A 14,631-nucleotide genomic window follows, 5' to 3' on the forward strand; every position below is an offset into this window, starting at 1 on the left:
GAGGGATGGCGGCGAAGCGCGTCCATCCAAGTTCGAAGCCGATTGCACCCAGAAGATTGATGTGCAACCGGCCCCCAAAGCTCATTCGAATTATTTCAACTTTTCGACCAGTTCAAGGATCGCCTTACTGTCTTCGGCCGCTTTGACCATCGAGTTCTTCGCGGCGATCTTGCCGGACTTGTCGATCACAAACGTCCACCGTTGAATCGTGACGTTTCGAATGAACGTTTCGTCCTTGCCATCAATCTTCGTTTCGACTTTCTTCTCGCCCTTCGACATCGGCACCCCAAATTTCTCCGCCACTTTACCTTCGGTATCGGCAAGCAACGGGAAGTTGAGACCGTATTCCTTCTTGAACAATTGGTGATTTCGCACCGAGTCGCCACTGACACCGACGACTTCAACCCCCTTGTCGGTGAGTGTCTTCATATCATCCCGAAATCCACAGGCCTGTTTCGTGCAACCGCCGGTCATGTCGGCAGGATAGAAGTAGACCACGACAACCTTCTTGCCAATATGATCGCTCGATTTCCAATCCTGACCTGAGTCATCTTTCACTTCGAACGCGGGGGCGGCATCGCCAACTTTCAGGTCAACGGGCCCATCAGCGCGCGCCGAAGTGACCATTTGGGCGCAGAGCGTCGCGACGGCGACGACGGACACTGTGAATATCTGATGAAGATTTCGATTCATGGCAAGTTCCTCTCAATTAGCGTGAAATCCCACGTTGTCTGGATTTCACAGAACAATCTGTTTGCAAATAACACGAGCCGACGGACCACCCGACCTGCGCTTTGATGACGGTTTGATGAAGAATGTTCTACGTCACTGTAAGTCAGCTGGGAATTGCGAGTAGCATAAGGCTTCGGGAAATTGAGCGTCAACCAACGGATCGTCGTATGCTGTCTTCGCCTCTTGTCCGCCGGGTCCTTTGGCTGTCAGCCGCATTTAGTGTGTTCTGCCTGATTGTCCTGGGACTGGTCGGCCTGTCCGTTCCGCTGCAAGATCCCGTGTCCGTGTTGTGGTGGAGACTGCTGGTCACTCAACTGTTCCTGATTGCCATTGCGCTGCCCCTCGCCGCGCAATTGATGCACCGCTGGGTCGCGCCGGTCATCGACCTGACACGAGCGGCCCAGATTCTGTCGGAGGGAAAACACCCTAACCGCGTGGCTGCGGAATACGAAGATGAACTGGGCCAACTCACCCATGCATTCAACGAGATGGTCCAAAATGTGGAAACAAGGCACGAAGAATTGCAGCTCAGCCGCCAACAGGTGACCAGTGACAACGAGCAACTGGCGACGATCCTTGAAGCGATGGTCGAAGGGGTCATCGCCGTCGATCATGACCAGAAAATCCTGCTCGCCAATATGGCCGCGATTCAGCTCCTCGACCTGAAATCATTCAACGTTGTCGGGCGTCGAATCTGGGAAGCAATCCGCCTTCCGCAAATTCACGAGCTGATTCAACTGACACTGACCGAACATCAGCAGAAGCGGCTTGAAGTCGCCGTCCCCTGGACTTACTCGACGGTCGCCGTTGTTGCATCGCGACTACCGGGGACCCCATGTCCTGGAGTCGTGCTCGTGCTGCACGATGTTACCGAATTGCGGCGGCTGGAAAACCTGCGGCGTGAATTCGTCTCCAACGTCTCGCACGAACTGAAGACACCACTGGCAGCGATCACCGCCTATACCGAAACGCTGCTCAATGGCGCGCTCGAGGATCCAGAAGTCGCTCGAACCTTCGTCGGACGAATCGACGAACAGGGAGACAGATTAAACTCGCTGATTCTTGATTTGCTGGAACTGGCACGAATTGAATCAGGCGAGCATGTGTTTCACGTTTCGTCAGTCGAAGTCAATGATGTTCTTGCGGCCAGCATCGACGCACATCAAGCGATCGCAGAATCAAAACAACTGACACTGACATTCACCGCCAAGACTTCGCCACTGATGGGCCAGGCGGACGCCGAAGGGTTAAGAACGACAATCGATAATTTGATCGGCAATGCCATCAACTACACGCGGCCCGGAGGCGTCATCCATATCCGGTCGGGCCACGAGGGAAAATGGGTGACGTTCGAAGTCGAAGACAACGGCGTCGGGATCCCCAAAGAGCTGCAAGGACGAATCTTCGAGCGTTTCTTCCGGGTCGATCAGGCGCGATCCCGTGAAGTGGGCGGCACGGGATTGGGCTTGTCGATCGTCAAACATCTGTGCCAGGTCTTCGGTGGACACATCAAAGTCAGAAGTCAAGTCGGCGTTGGCAGCACCTTCACCGTCTATCTTGAAGCGTCGAATCTTTCGGCCTGAGGACGCAGGTCCCTGTCCATCGTGCGGACCAGATCTTCGTGTATGTATCACGGCTCGGAACTCGCCCGGTCAGAGGTTGCTCAAAACGATGGTTGCCGCTTGCTTCTCGCCCCTTCGAACTCCGCATTTCTGCGACTGCCCGCAATCATCGCACCACCGAGTGGCACACACTTCAATTCCGAATGGCCGCTTGGTCGAGGTTATTATTTGCCAGGGGCGGACTTCGCGATTTGCACCTGTCCAGTGAGGAATCGGCGATTCGTGCTCATTCGATCACCATGCGACGACCAGCGAGAATCAGCCGGTGTGGACATCGTAACCGCTTTGTCGACGCGGATTTTGGCGGAATCCGTCTGAGCGACTTGGCGACGGGATGCCGGTTTGATGAAATGCAGCTTGATTGCCGGAAAGTACAGACCAAACATTGGGTCGCGACCACACCAAACACGCGCCCGCCAAGGATTGTTGTTTCATGTCATCGACTCTCGACTCGCTCCTCGATTCTTCAGATTCCACGTTGTGGGAAGTGGCCACGAATGGCGCTGGCCCTGTTGGATCACTGCCGCTGACTGAAGATTTATTGCTCAACTCGCCCAGCGGCGATCTGTTTGGATTGACACAGAATGCCGGAATGGGTTGGAACCCCACGCAACTTTTACGCAAGCAATTCTTGATTCTCAGTACCCAGGGGGGAATTCGCGGCGAAGACGGAAAACCGATCGCCCTGGGTTACCATACCGGTCACTACGAAGTCGGCCTGCTGATGCGCGCCGCGGCGGAGGAACTGGATCGACTCGAAGCCTTGCCGTTTGCAGCCTATGTCAGTGACCCTTGTGACGGTCGCACTCAAGGCACCGTCGGGATGATGGACAGTCTGGCGTACCGCAACGACGCGGCCGTCGTGCTGAAAAGGTTGATTCGGTCATTGCCCACACGCCGCGGAGTGATCGGTGTCGCGACCTGCGACAAAGGTCTGCCCGCGATGATGCTGGCGCTCGCCGCGCAATCGACGCTTCCCTGCGTCATCGTTCCCGGCGGCGTGACGTTGCCCCCGGCACAGGGTGAAGACGCTGGTAAGGTTCAAACAATCGGTGCTCGGTTCGCCCACGGTGAGATCACTTTGGAAGAGGCAGCCGAGGCAGGTTGTCGCGCATGTGGTTCACCCGGCGGGGGGTGCCAGTTTCTGGGAACGGCGGCCACCGCACAGGTCGTTGCAGAAGCGTTCGGGATGGCGTTGCCGCATTCGGCACTGTCACCTTCGGGTCAACCGATCTGGCTTGATATCGCACGTCGATCGGCGCGAGCCGTCTTCGAAATGGAACAGCGTAAACAGACCATTCGCGACATCCTGACGCCCGACGCACTGCACAATGCGATGGTCGTGCATGCCGCGTGCGGCGGTTCGACGAACCTGCTGCTACATATTCCCGCCGTCGCCTTTGAGGCGGGACTGACGCGTCCGACTGTCGACGACTGGAGCCGAATCAATCGCCAAGTACCGCGACTCGTGGATTGCTTGCCGAACGGCCCCGTCGGACACCCAACCGTTCGCTTCTTCCTGGCGGGTGGCGTTCCGGAACTCATGCTGCACTTGAGAACGCTCGGCCTGTTGAAACTGGATGCGCTCACGGTCGCGGGACGCTCGCTCGGGGATGTCCTCGAATGGTGGGAACGTTCAGAACGTCGGCAGCGTCTGCGAGAAGTGCTGGTCAAACGTGATGGCGTCGATCCTGATACGGTCATCATGTCGCCGACGGCTGCACGTGATCGCGGACTGACAAGTACTGTGACGTTCCCGATCGGCAACATCGCTCCAGAAGGTTCGGTGATCAAGAGCACGGCGATCGACAAAAGCGTCGTCGATGCGGACGGCGTCTACCGCAAGACCGGGCCCGCCCGTGTCTTTACCTCGGAACGAGCAGCCATTGCGGCGGTCAAAGGACGTCCGCTACGTGGCGCTCCAACCGAACCAGATGGATACTCGCCAAATCTTTCACCAATCAAAGAGGGCGATGTCATCGTGTTGATGTGCCGCGGTCCGCTCGGTTGCGGGATGGAAGAGACCTATCAAATTACGTCTGCACTGCGATATCTTCCATTCGGAAAGCATGTCGCGCTAATTACGGACGCACGGTTTTCAGGTGTTTCCACGGGGGCCTGTATCGGCCATATCGGACCGGAAGCCCTGGACGGCGGGCCGATTGGCAAGTTGCGTGATGGCGACCTGATCCAGATTGAGATCGATACCCGTAACCTGACGGGGTCACTCGATTTTGTCGGGACACCCGAGCAGCGGGTGACACCTGAAGAAGGTGCGAAGATCCTTGCCGAACGCACACCTGCAGTACCGCTGCATTGTGATCCGAACCTACCCCCCGAGACTCGGCTGTGGGCTCTGCTGCAGCGCGCGGGTGGCGGCACATGGGCTGGATGCGTGTATGACGTCGACAAGATCGCGGCCGCGCTCGAAGCGGGGCTGGCACCGCGATCAGGTGGATGATCGCTCGCCGAAGAACATCGTTTTGCACTCGTTTGACCTGATGGGGATCGTCCGCGTGTAGCGCCACGAACACGTTACGTTTCCAACGAGGTCAGACACCGCAGTCCATTCCGTCGAACGTGTTTCGAGAACACGAATCAACGATCACATCGCGCGGTCGCTGGTCAATTGTACTAAGCCCCTTCGTAGAAATGACGGTTATGGCCGGAACAGTCTATCTGATCGACACGTTTTCGCTGATGTTTCAGGTGTTCCATGGAATCCCGCCGATGACCAGTCCGGCCGGATTGCCGACGAACGCCGTCTTCGGCTTCAGCCGCGATCTGATCACGATCCTCCGGGACCATAAGCCAACCTGGTTGATCTGTGCGATGGAATCACCCGGCCCGGGTGTTCGTGATTCCATCTATGCCGCTTACAAGGCGAATCGAACCGAGATGCCCGAGGATCTCCGGCCTCAGATCGAAATGCTGAAGGAAGTGATCCAGACGTTCAATATTCCGCTGATTGAACATGCCGGTTGGGAAGCAGACGATGTCATCGCAACACTGACGCGACAAGCGGTTGCCCGCGGCGACACAGTTCGCATCGTCACGAGTGACAAAGACGCTCGCCAATTGCTGGGGCCGCTCGTCCAGATTTACAATTTGCGGAAAAACACTTATCTCGACGAGTCGGGATTGCTGCTCGACTGGGGAGTCACCCCCGATCAGGTCGTGGACTTTCAATCGCTGGTTGGAGATGCCGTCGACAACGTGCCAGGAGTTCCACTGATCGGCCCTAAGAAGGCCGCGACACTGCTGCAAACTTATGGCACGCTCGAGAACGTGCTGGCCAATTCCGAACAGGTGAAAGGCGATAAGCTTAAACAGAACCTAAAAACCTATGCGGATCAAGCGCACCTCAGCCGCCAGCTGGTACGGCTGAATCAGGAATTGCCGATCGACTTTGACTGGGAAACGCTTCAGAATCCGCAGCCCGATGTCGCGGCCTTACAGGATCTATTTCGCAAGTATGGTTTCCGGCGTCTGATCGAGGATGTTCAGCAATTCGCTCCGGCCAATATTGTTCCCGCTCGCGCAACCTCATCGGCAACCTCCACTACGACACCGAAGAAACCAAAGGCGAAACTCAAAGGACAGCGATCGCTTTTTGACGACGAAGATGCAACCGAAGAACCGCCGCTTGAACCGGGCGAATCGGATACCGACCGACTTGCTGTGGACGGATCGCACCTCCCCGATTCGCCCTTGACGCCAGTCGTGGCTGCCGCGGAACGAAGCTGGAAGACCGTTGATACGCTCGACGAATTCCTGCAGTTCCTTGAGTTGCTGAAGCGTCAGACACGGTTCTGCGTGGACTTGGAAACAACACATGTCGATGCCACGCGCGCCGAAATCGTCGGCTGGGCCTTCAGTTGGGAAGGCGGCTCTGGATACTACCTGCCAGTACGAGGTCCCGCGGGAAGCGCATTGCTCGATCCAGACACCGTCGTCGAGGCGATGCGCCCGATCTTTTCGAAATCGGGGACAGAGATCGCCAACCAAAACATCAAGTACGATCTGACGGTACTCAGTCGAGTGAATCTCTCCATTCCGCTCGACCAGCTCGGCGTGGATCCGATGGTAGGCGACTATCTGCTCGATTCCGGCGCGCGATCACATAATCTGGAAGTTCTGATCAAGAAATATTTAGGACTCGACTCGATCCCGATTTCCGCATTGATCGGAACCGGCAAGCAACAGAAGAACATGATCGACATCGCCGTCGACAAAGTGGCCGAGTACGCAACAGAGGACGCGGACCTGACCTTGCGGATTGTCGACATCATCAGCGACAGGTTGAAGACCGAGGGACTTTACGACCTCTATTGGCAACTGGAACGGCCGCTGATTCCCATCCTGGCTGAAATGGAGCAAACAGGGATTCGTGTGGACGCCGACGAACTGCGCCGCCAAAGCGAAGCCCTGACGGAACGACTGGACCAGACAATCCGCGAGATTTATGAACTGGCCGGCCACGAATTCAACATCGATTCGCCAATCCAGTTGCGAAAAGTGCTGTTTGACGAACAGAAGTTGCCGGTGCGGCGAAAAACGCAGACGGGCCCCAGCACCGACCAGGAAGTGCTCGAAGAACTGGCACTGCTCCATCCCCTGCCCGCGAAGATCATGGACCACCGGCATCTGTCAAAGTTGAAGGGAACGTATCTGGATGCATTGCCAGGCCTGATTCATCCGATGACAGGTCGCATTCATTGTTCGTTCAACCAAGTCGTGGCCGCGACCGGACGCCTGAGTTCCAGCGATCCGAACTTGCAGAACATCCCAATCCGCACGATGGAAGGACGTCTGATCCGCAAAGCCTTCGTCCCCAAGGAGCAAGGATGGAAGCTGGTCTGTGCCGATTATTCTCAGATTGAACTGCGCGTCCTGGCGCACTTCTGCGGCGATCCCGCTCTGAAACAGGCCTTTGAACAAGGTGTCGATATTCACTCGGCGGTCGCCTCCGAGGTCTACGGCGTGGCGCTTGCCGACGTGGATTCCAATCAACGACGGGTCGCAAAAGCCGTGAATTTCGGCGTCATCTATGGCCAGAGCCCTTTCGGTCTCGCGGCCGTCCTGGGAATTGAGAAAGATGTCGCGGCGAAATTCATTGACGATTACTTTACCAAGTACGCCGGGGTCAAACGGTTCATTGATGAAACACTGCAGTCATGTCATGACACGGGATTTGCAAAAACCATTATGGGTCGCCGCCGCGCTATTGAGGGAATTCGGCTGCAGCGCGGCCCGAACCTGAGTATGCCGGAACGAACCGCGGTAAATTCGGTCATCCAGGGATCGGCTGCCGATCTGATCAAAAAGGCGATGATCCAAATTAGCGCCCGGTTGAAACGTGAATCGCACCCCGCCCGGATGCTGCTGCAGATTCATGACGAATTGGTCTTTGAAGCACCGGACGCGGATGTCCCTTCGTTGATTGAACTCGTAAAATATGAGATGGAGCACGCAATCACACTGGACGTGCCATTGGTCGTCGACATCGCCACGGGCGACAACTGGCTGGGCGTCGAATAGCGATCAGTGGTCGCCATCAATGATGACGCGACGTTCGCGTCTGTGAATGCAGAGAGGTCTTAAAAAAATGGGGCGGAAATCCATGATGAAGATTTCCGCCCCTTGCGGCGTAGTGCCCGGAACCGGGACCACTTGACCTGAGTTGCCCGCGTTATCCCGGGCACGACTGTTCCCCCAGCCCTTCCGCCGAACATCAACCGTGTCAGTTTTGGTTTCAATTGAACATAACCGTCGCCGTTGGCTTCGGGTGAGACGAAAGACACATGCTCAGCGACGTGATTTTCACGTCCACACCCGCATCCGCCGCATTCATTCAACCTCGATTCGTCGAGGAGCGCGATCTTTGCCCCACAACAAATACCAACCGACACCAATCCTACCTAGAATTCAAGATCAACAATGCGGCCCATGATCAGTCGCACCGTACGAACTTGCGGTTCCGTTCCCTCACCCCATGAGGCGCGAATCTCATAGATGTGAGGAATCCCCGGGATCAGTGAATCCGACTCCAGTCGCCACACCTTTCCCGTCCATTTTGATTTCAAACCCTTGGCCGTCACATCCACGTTCTCGGGAAGATAGACCTCAACCACGCCGACGCGAGGATGTTTGGTGTCTTCCAGAAGACGAGACCGACGCTTGTAGGTTTGTCCCAACGTGCCCGGCGGCGGTGCGATACCAAAGCGATCTACAACCCCGGGTACCGAAGTGATGGGTGTCCCGTCGCCATGCAACGGAACTCCATTCACTCCCGGTGCGGCTCCCCCAGAATACGGTGACAATGGGCGAGTATCCTGCTTGTACAGGTTATCGAGATACTCCTGTTCGCCGTAGTGCAGGCCCATTGGCGGACGATTCGTGGGGGCGAGTTCCGGCTGCGTCCCCAAGGGCATTGGAGCGGTGGTCACACCTGATCCGGTTGCCGGAGGAGAGGGAGTTGTCGCCGGCACCGGAACAATCGGTGTCGGCGCCAATGAAGGCGTGGGAGCAGCGGCATCAATCGGCGTCGGAGCCCCTGGTGTGGGTGTTCCAGGTGCCGCCACGGGGGCGGCTGTCGACTGAGCTTGAGCCGAGAGCAGCGTTCGACCTGCCTTCACCGGAACTCCTTGAGCCCCTAACGCCCCACTTATAGGGAGTACGAGTGCCAACCCCGCGATTAGTGTGAGTCGTGGATCATTGAGTTTCATCATGCTGCTCTCTGTTTTGGAAAATCGACGCATCGTCGCACGTATGGGGGAACGGACCAGTGGCATGACCACTTCGTCCCTGACAGGTTCACGCCCATCGCAAACAGACTCGTAGGTCTGCTCGCGGCGAGTTCATCAACGTGTCAATTCAGGATTGAAGCTCCGCCAGGCATTTCCTGCACGAACTCGCATTGGAGGACCACCACCATCGAACGCAATTCGTATCACAGGTCACATTCGAGATGAGGCGATGCTGATCACCACAACCTCGAAACTGGCTGGCGTCCATTCATGCTGACAACGAACTCTACCACTCGTGGTGCGACACGCGGGAAGGACTTGAAGACAATCGCAAAATCCATCCTTCGATTTGAGGGATCAATCCGGTACTGTCGTTGGCAGAAACTGTACCGCGCCAGACCTGTTCAGCAGACCCATTGATACTCCGCTTCGAACGATCGGGGTGCCAATTCCAACCAAGGCGAGTTTGCCGACGGCACTTCGAACGTCGCTCACATTCGCTCCGTACGGCTCAGTCCCCATTCGAATTGAACGGATCAGCAATGAACTTCGCTCGCCAGGTTTTTCGCTATGCTGGCATCTACGGATTGATCGTGATGACGCCACAGTATTTCCTGGAACACCAGGTTGGGGTGCAGGAGCCACCCGCCATCACGCACCCCGAGTTCTTCTACGGATTCCTGGGTGTCGGGATCGCCTGGCAAGTGGCCTTCATCATCATCGCTCAGTCACCAGACCGTTACCGTCCGTTGATGATCGCCGCGATGATCGAGAAATTCAGCTTTGGAATCGCCGTGCCGATTCTCTTCGCATTGGGTCGGGTCTCGGGAACCGTCTTCGGGTTCGCAATCATTGATCTGATTTTTGCGGCATTGTTCGTCGAAGCTTATCGACGAACGACTCCCAAGACTCCGCCAGCATCGTCAGCGACGGATTCATAATCCGAAATTGTATAAACTGTTCATCCTGTGTCCTTCGTTCAATCCGGAATTGGCGACGCGGTGGCCGTGAAAAATACCGTGTTCCTCTACGAGTCGTGATGAAACGAATGCATTCGATTGCGGATACGGCGAATCAAATACGCACCGCGTGCACATCAAGTACGCGTGGGACACAATCCGTCTTTGTTGCTGAACGATTGATTCGGTCAGAGCAATTCACGGGGTACATCGCCACCCGGCAGCAAATGAACCGGACGACCTGATGGATCAATCACAGCGTCACTTGGCGACAGGCCCAGCGAGCGATACACGATCGCACAGAAGTCTTCGACGCCAACCGGGCGCGTTTCTGGATAGGCCGCTTTGGCGTCGGTACTGCCAATGATCTGTCCGTGGCGATAGCCGCCCCCGGCCAATAGCACGCTTTGAGCCTGAGGCCAGTGATCGCGGCCTGCGTCCTTGTTAATGACCGGGGTTCGCCCAAACTCGCCTGCCGAGATGACGAGCGTGTCATCCAGCATGCCTCGTTCCGCAAGATCCTGAATGAGGACACCAACCGCCCGATCATGCCGTGGCATCTTGTGATCGAGCCCCCCCTTCAGATTGCCGTGATCATCCCAATATCCTGTATTCAGAGTGACAAACCGGGCACCCGCCTCGACCAGTCGTCGAGCAACGAGTGCTTGCTCGCCCCAACCATCACCGTATCGCTCGCGAATTTTCGCGTCTTCCTTCGACACGTCGAACGCCTCACGCATGCGACCCGACATCAGAATGTCGAGCGCCTGCTGATCGACATGATCCATCTGACGAAAGGTCGCATTCTGATCCAGTCGCTTCCGATAGGTATCGAACTGCGACCGCAGTTCCACGCGGTTACTGAGTGTCCCCGAAGTCAGTCCATCGACCAATCCAAAGCTCTTATGGTCTCCACTTGGCAGGCGCCCCGCTTCATCTCCATAGCTGAATTCACCATATCTGAATGGATTGTGCGCCACCCCCAGCCAGGCGCCACCGTTGAATCCAAACCCGCCGTCATTCATGTTGATCGTGGTGAGCACGCCCGGTTGTCTGGGCCCCAACAAGTGCGAGGCGACCGCGCCCATCGACGGTTGACGGGGAACGCGATCTGACCCATTCGCCCCCAGCCGTCCTGTCAACATCCAGTGTGCCGCGGCCCAGTGATCCGCATTTCCGTGCGTGAAGCTGCGAATCACGGTGCACTTATCCATGACCTTGGCCTGTTCAGGGCAAAGTTCACAGACATCCAGGCCGGGAAGAGAAGAGGCAATCGGACGATAGGGGCCACGCACTTCGGCAGGAGCCAATGGCTTCATATCGAACGTGTCGAGCTGCGACGGGCCGCCATGCTGCCAGACCAAAATCACCGAACGACTTGAAGCGTGCTTGGCACCTCGACCAGATCCGTCCGCGGCGTCGACAGCATTCTGACATCGCAACAGCGACGCCAAACTTAGCCCAAACGCTGAAAGCGAACCAACTTCAAGGAAGCGCCGACGAGAAATCCCGTCGCAGAACGTCCGCGAAACTCCCTGGTCAAATCGAAGCATTCGCAACCCTTCACCTACTGGCAAACTCAAAACGCCTCAGATCGAACAACGTATCAACCGCCCTGCATGAAGGTCAATGCGGATGAACGAAGACGGCGATTCAACGGTGGCTCACGGCCGTCCACGCCGCGTTCGGCAAAACCTGGCGCATTAAAACCTTACGTCACTCCCATCAATCACGATTCTCCTCCCTGCATACCATTCTTGGCCGCAGCAATCGCAATTGGATCACGGAACCATTTGCAATCACATAGGTTGCGACGGAGTCCCCCAACTTCACCCAACTGTCTTCGATTCGGACGTGACCGGATGGGCTTACGATCGAAATTTACTTTCCATTGCGAAAAGCGTCATATGTCATTTCAAATTATTGACTTAAGAAACGTCATAAACGTTCCTCCGAACACAATACTTAAGAAAACGACAGATTAAGGATGAATTCGTGCACCGCAATCATTAAGATTCCGAAAGGTTAAAGTAGTGCGAGCCACGCTAGGGAACGGAAACTCGGTGTTAGACACCCTGCCGAAATCGCTCGTATGGCAGGAAATGGAGACAGTAAAAGCATGGAATTGGCAAACCGAGCTCACACATCGTCGGTCCGAGCCGATCTAACGGCGGGACTTGTCGTCTTTATTGTTGCATTGCCCTTGTGCCTGGGCTTAGCAATGGCATCCAACGCTCCATTGATCGCGGGGATTCTCGCCGGGATCGTTGGCGGAATTCTGGTCGGACTCCTCAGTGGATCCCAGACCAGCGTCAGCGGTCCAGACGCAGGCTTGACGGTTATTGTCGCCGCTCAGATCGCAGCCCTCGGTTCATTCGAGGCATTCTTGCTCGCCGTCGTCGTGGCTGGTGCAATTCAAATTGTGCTCGGGATTTTGCGAGCGGGGTTTATCGCCGCTTTTTTCCCCTCGAGCGTCGTCCAGGGATTGCTCGCCGCCATTGGAGCGCTGCTGATTCTGAAGCAGATTCCTCACGTCTTGGGTCGCGACACGGACCCCGAAGGTGAGATGTCCTTCTTCCAACCTGACCATCAGAATACCTTCTCCGAAATTCTCGAACTCTTGGGTGGCATTCAACCCGGTGCGGCCGTCATTGGGCTGTGCTCATTAGCCATCCTGAAATATTGGGACCAATCAAAGCCGCTCAGACGAACGGGAATCCCGGGCCCTCTGGTGGTGGTGATACTTGGGATTCTGATGGGCCAGGTGTTCGGACAACTCGGCGATTTTTGGGCCATTGCCGACAGCCACATGGTTCAGGTTCCTGTCGCGGCCAGTTACGCGGGCTTCTTCCAGTTCCTGCGTTCACCCGACTTCACCCAGTGGACCAATCCCGCGGTCTATCAAGCCGGCCTGACCATTGCGATTGCGGCCTCGCTCGGAACGCTCCTGAATCTGGAAGCCGTCGACCGGGTGGATCCGCTTCACCGAAATTCCCCTCCCAGCCGTGAACTTCTCGCACAGGGAGTCGGAAATCTGACACTTGGATTGATCGGAGGAATTCCAGTCACATCCGTCATCGTCCGCAGCTCCGTGAATATCAATGCGGGAGGAAAGACGAAACTCTCGGCCATATTCCACGGCATTCTCATGCTGGTTTGCGTGGTCGTTTTCCCACGATATCTCAACTTTATTCCACTGTCATGCCTCGCCGCGATCCTGTTGATCACGGGGTCGAAGCTGGTCAGTCCGCAGATTATCAAGCAGATGTGGAAACAAGGACGATATCAGTTCGTCCCATTCGTCGTGACGATGCTGGCCATCATCCTGACCAATCTGGTCACGGGAATCCTCATCGGATTGGCCGTCAGCGTCGCCTTCATTCTGAACAGTAACCTGCGACGTCCCATCCGTCGAATTGTCGAAAAGCATCTCGGCGGGGAAGTCCTTCGCATCGTGCTGGGAAACCAGGTCAGCTTTCTCAACCGCGCAGCGCTGGAAAAGATCCTGAACGATCTGCCCGCTGGAACGCACGTCTTACTGGATGCGGAAACGACGGATTACATCGACCCCGATGTTTCTGCGTTAATCCGCGAATTCAAGGACCATGCCGCTCCAATTCGCGGCATCCAAGTGAGCGTTCGGGGTTTTCAGGAGAAGTATCATCTGCAGGACGAAATTCAGTTCGTGGATTACTCAACGCGGCAATTGCAGGAGCAACTAACTTCGACGCAGGTCCTGCAGATCCTGAAAGAGGGCAATCTGCGATTCCTGACCGGACAACGATTGACGCGTGACTATGGTCGTCAGTTGCACGCAACATCCCAAGCACAGAACCCGATTGCGATCGTGCTCAGTTGTATCGATTCGCGAACTCCGGCAGAGATCGTCTTTGACTTGGGTATTGGCGACATCTTCAGCGTCCGCGTGGCAGGCAATGTCATCAGTCCAAAGGTCCTTGGGAGTCTGGAATATGCTTCCCGGGTCGTCGGTTCAAAACTGATTGTCGTCATGGGACACACCCGCTGCGGGGCGGTCACAGCGGCAGTCAACCTGTCGAGTTCAACGGAGACCGTCGAACAGGCAACGGGTTGTCAGCACCTGCAACCGATCATTCAAGACATCCAGCAATCGATCGATCCAACAATGTCGATCCATTACGAACAGGCGACACCCGACGAGAAAACGACCATGGTCGAGACAGTGGCGATCCGCAACGTCGAACGCAGCGTCGAAAAGATCCTTCAGGAAAGCCAGACGATCAGCAAGTTGGTCGACGAAGGACGCGTCGCGGTGGTGGGTGCAATCTTCGACGTCCGAACGGGGAAGATTCACTTCCTGAATAGTGCCGCCACATCGCAACACACCACGCCGGAACCGGCATTGACCGAGTAGTTCTTCATCGTGGCAAGCGAAATCACGTTGAGCACGGCGTGACGGCTTCCAGCGATGCCGTGCTCGACGTGACAGTCGTATTGTGTTTCCTCGGAAGGTCAATGCCGCGGCACGTCACAACATCGTGTTCCCATGACGCATGATCAACAGGTTCCCACGCAGTACCTCATCGTTCC

8 protein-coding genes are annotated in these 14,631 nt (G+C 56.2%); 5 read left to right on the forward strand and 3 right to left on the reverse strand.

Going from position 1 to position 14,631, the window contains the following annotated elements; translation table 11 throughout:
• Window positions 1–90 precede the first annotated feature (90 nt).
• The gene (locus tag OSO_RS0119885; protein ID WP_010584923.1) at window positions 91–693 is read right to left on the reverse strand and encodes a peroxiredoxin; all 603 of its coding nucleotides are present in this window, start codon (window positions 691–693) and stop codon (window positions 91–93) included.
• Window positions 694–899: 206 nt separating this feature from the next.
• Between OSO_RS0119885 and OSO_RS0119890 the strand changes: the two genes are divergently transcribed.
• The 3 genes from OSO_RS0119890 to polA all read left to right on the forward strand — a co-directional run bounded on the left by OSO_RS0119890 (window position 900) and on the right by polA (window position 7,895).
• Window positions 900–2,315, forward strand: coding sequence for a HAMP domain-containing sensor histidine kinase (locus OSO_RS0119890; protein ID WP_010584924.1), 1,416 nt, complete (start codon window positions 900–902; stop codon window positions 2,313–2,315).
• 472 nt (window positions 2,316–2,787) lie between these two features.
• Window positions 2,788–4,815: a YjhG/YagF family D-xylonate dehydratase gene (locus OSO_RS0119900; protein WP_010584926.1), complete on the forward strand. Its 2,028-nt coding sequence runs from the start codon at window positions 2,788–2,790 to the stop codon at window positions 4,813–4,815.
• A gap of 200 nt (window positions 4,816–5,015) precedes the next feature.
• Window positions 5,016–7,895 carry a DNA polymerase I gene (gene polA, locus OSO_RS0119905; RefSeq protein ID WP_010584927.1) on the forward strand — a complete coding sequence of 960 codons (2,880 nt, stop codon included), beginning with the start codon at window positions 5,016–5,018 and terminating at the stop codon, window positions 7,893–7,895.
• Between the two features lie 380 nt (window positions 7,896–8,275).
• Here polA and OSO_RS44325 read toward each other — a convergent pair whose 3' ends face one another.
• Window positions 8,276–9,085, reverse strand: a complete 810-nt coding sequence (locus tag OSO_RS44325) for a hypothetical protein (RefSeq protein WP_040592571.1) — start codon at window positions 9,083–9,085, stop codon at window positions 8,276–8,278.
• 560 nt (window positions 9,086–9,645) lie between these two features.
• Here OSO_RS44325 and OSO_RS0119930 point away from each other — a divergent pair.
• Window positions 9,646–10,044 carry a hypothetical protein gene (locus OSO_RS0119930; RefSeq protein WP_010584930.1) on the forward strand — a complete coding sequence of 133 codons (399 nt, stop codon included), beginning with the start codon at window positions 9,646–9,648 and terminating at the stop codon, window positions 10,042–10,044.
• A 206-nt stretch (window positions 10,045–10,250) separates the two neighbouring features.
• On the opposite strand, the gene OSO_RS0119935 is transcribed toward OSO_RS0119930, so the two are convergent.
• Entirely contained in the window at window positions 10,251–11,615 is a 1,365-nt protein-coding gene (locus OSO_RS0119935; protein WP_010584931.1) for a DUF1501 domain-containing protein, read from the reverse strand.
• 566 nt (window positions 11,616–12,181) lie between these two features.
• Between OSO_RS0119935 and OSO_RS44330 the strand changes: the two genes are divergently transcribed.
• Window positions 12,182–14,455, forward strand: a complete 2,274-nt coding sequence (locus OSO_RS44330) for a SulP family inorganic anion transporter (RefSeq protein WP_010584932.1) — start codon at window positions 12,182–12,184, stop codon at window positions 14,453–14,455.
• Window positions 14,456–14,631 lie beyond the last annotated feature (176 nt).

The organism is Schlesneria paludicola DSM 18645 (assembly GCF_000255655.1).
Taxonomy (GTDB): domain Bacteria; phylum Planctomycetota; class Planctomycetia; order Planctomycetales; family Planctomycetaceae; genus Schlesneria; species Schlesneria paludicola.

Excerpts from the sequence above, each read along its gene's own strand:
- polA (WP_010584927.1), top strand. The coding sequence starts at position 5,016 with ATGGCCGGAACAGTCTATCTGATCGACACGTTTTCGCTGATGTTTCAG.
- OSO_RS0119935 (WP_010584931.1), bottom strand. The coding sequence starts at position 11,615 with ATGCTTCGATTTGACCAGGGAGTTTCGCGGACGTTCTGCGACGGGATT.
- OSO_RS0119900 (WP_010584926.1), top strand. The coding sequence starts at position 2,788 with ATGTCATCGACTCTCGACTCGCTCCTCGATTCTTCAGATTCCACGTTG.
- OSO_RS44330 (WP_010584932.1), top strand. The coding sequence starts at position 12,182 with ATGGAATTGGCAAACCGAGCTCACACATCGTCGGTCCGAGCCGATCTA.
- OSO_RS44325 (WP_040592571.1), bottom strand. The coding sequence starts at position 9,085 with ATGATGAAACTCAATGATCCACGACTCACACTAATCGCGGGGTTGGCA.
- OSO_RS0119885 (WP_010584923.1), bottom strand. The coding sequence starts at position 693 with ATGAATCGAAATCTTCATCAGATATTCACAGTGTCCGTCGTCGCCGTC.
- OSO_RS0119930 (WP_010584930.1), top strand. The coding sequence starts at position 9,646 with ATGAACTTCGCTCGCCAGGTTTTTCGCTATGCTGGCATCTACGGATTG.
- OSO_RS0119890 (WP_010584924.1), top strand. The coding sequence starts at position 900 with ATGCTGTCTTCGCCTCTTGTCCGCCGGGTCCTTTGGCTGTCAGCCGCA.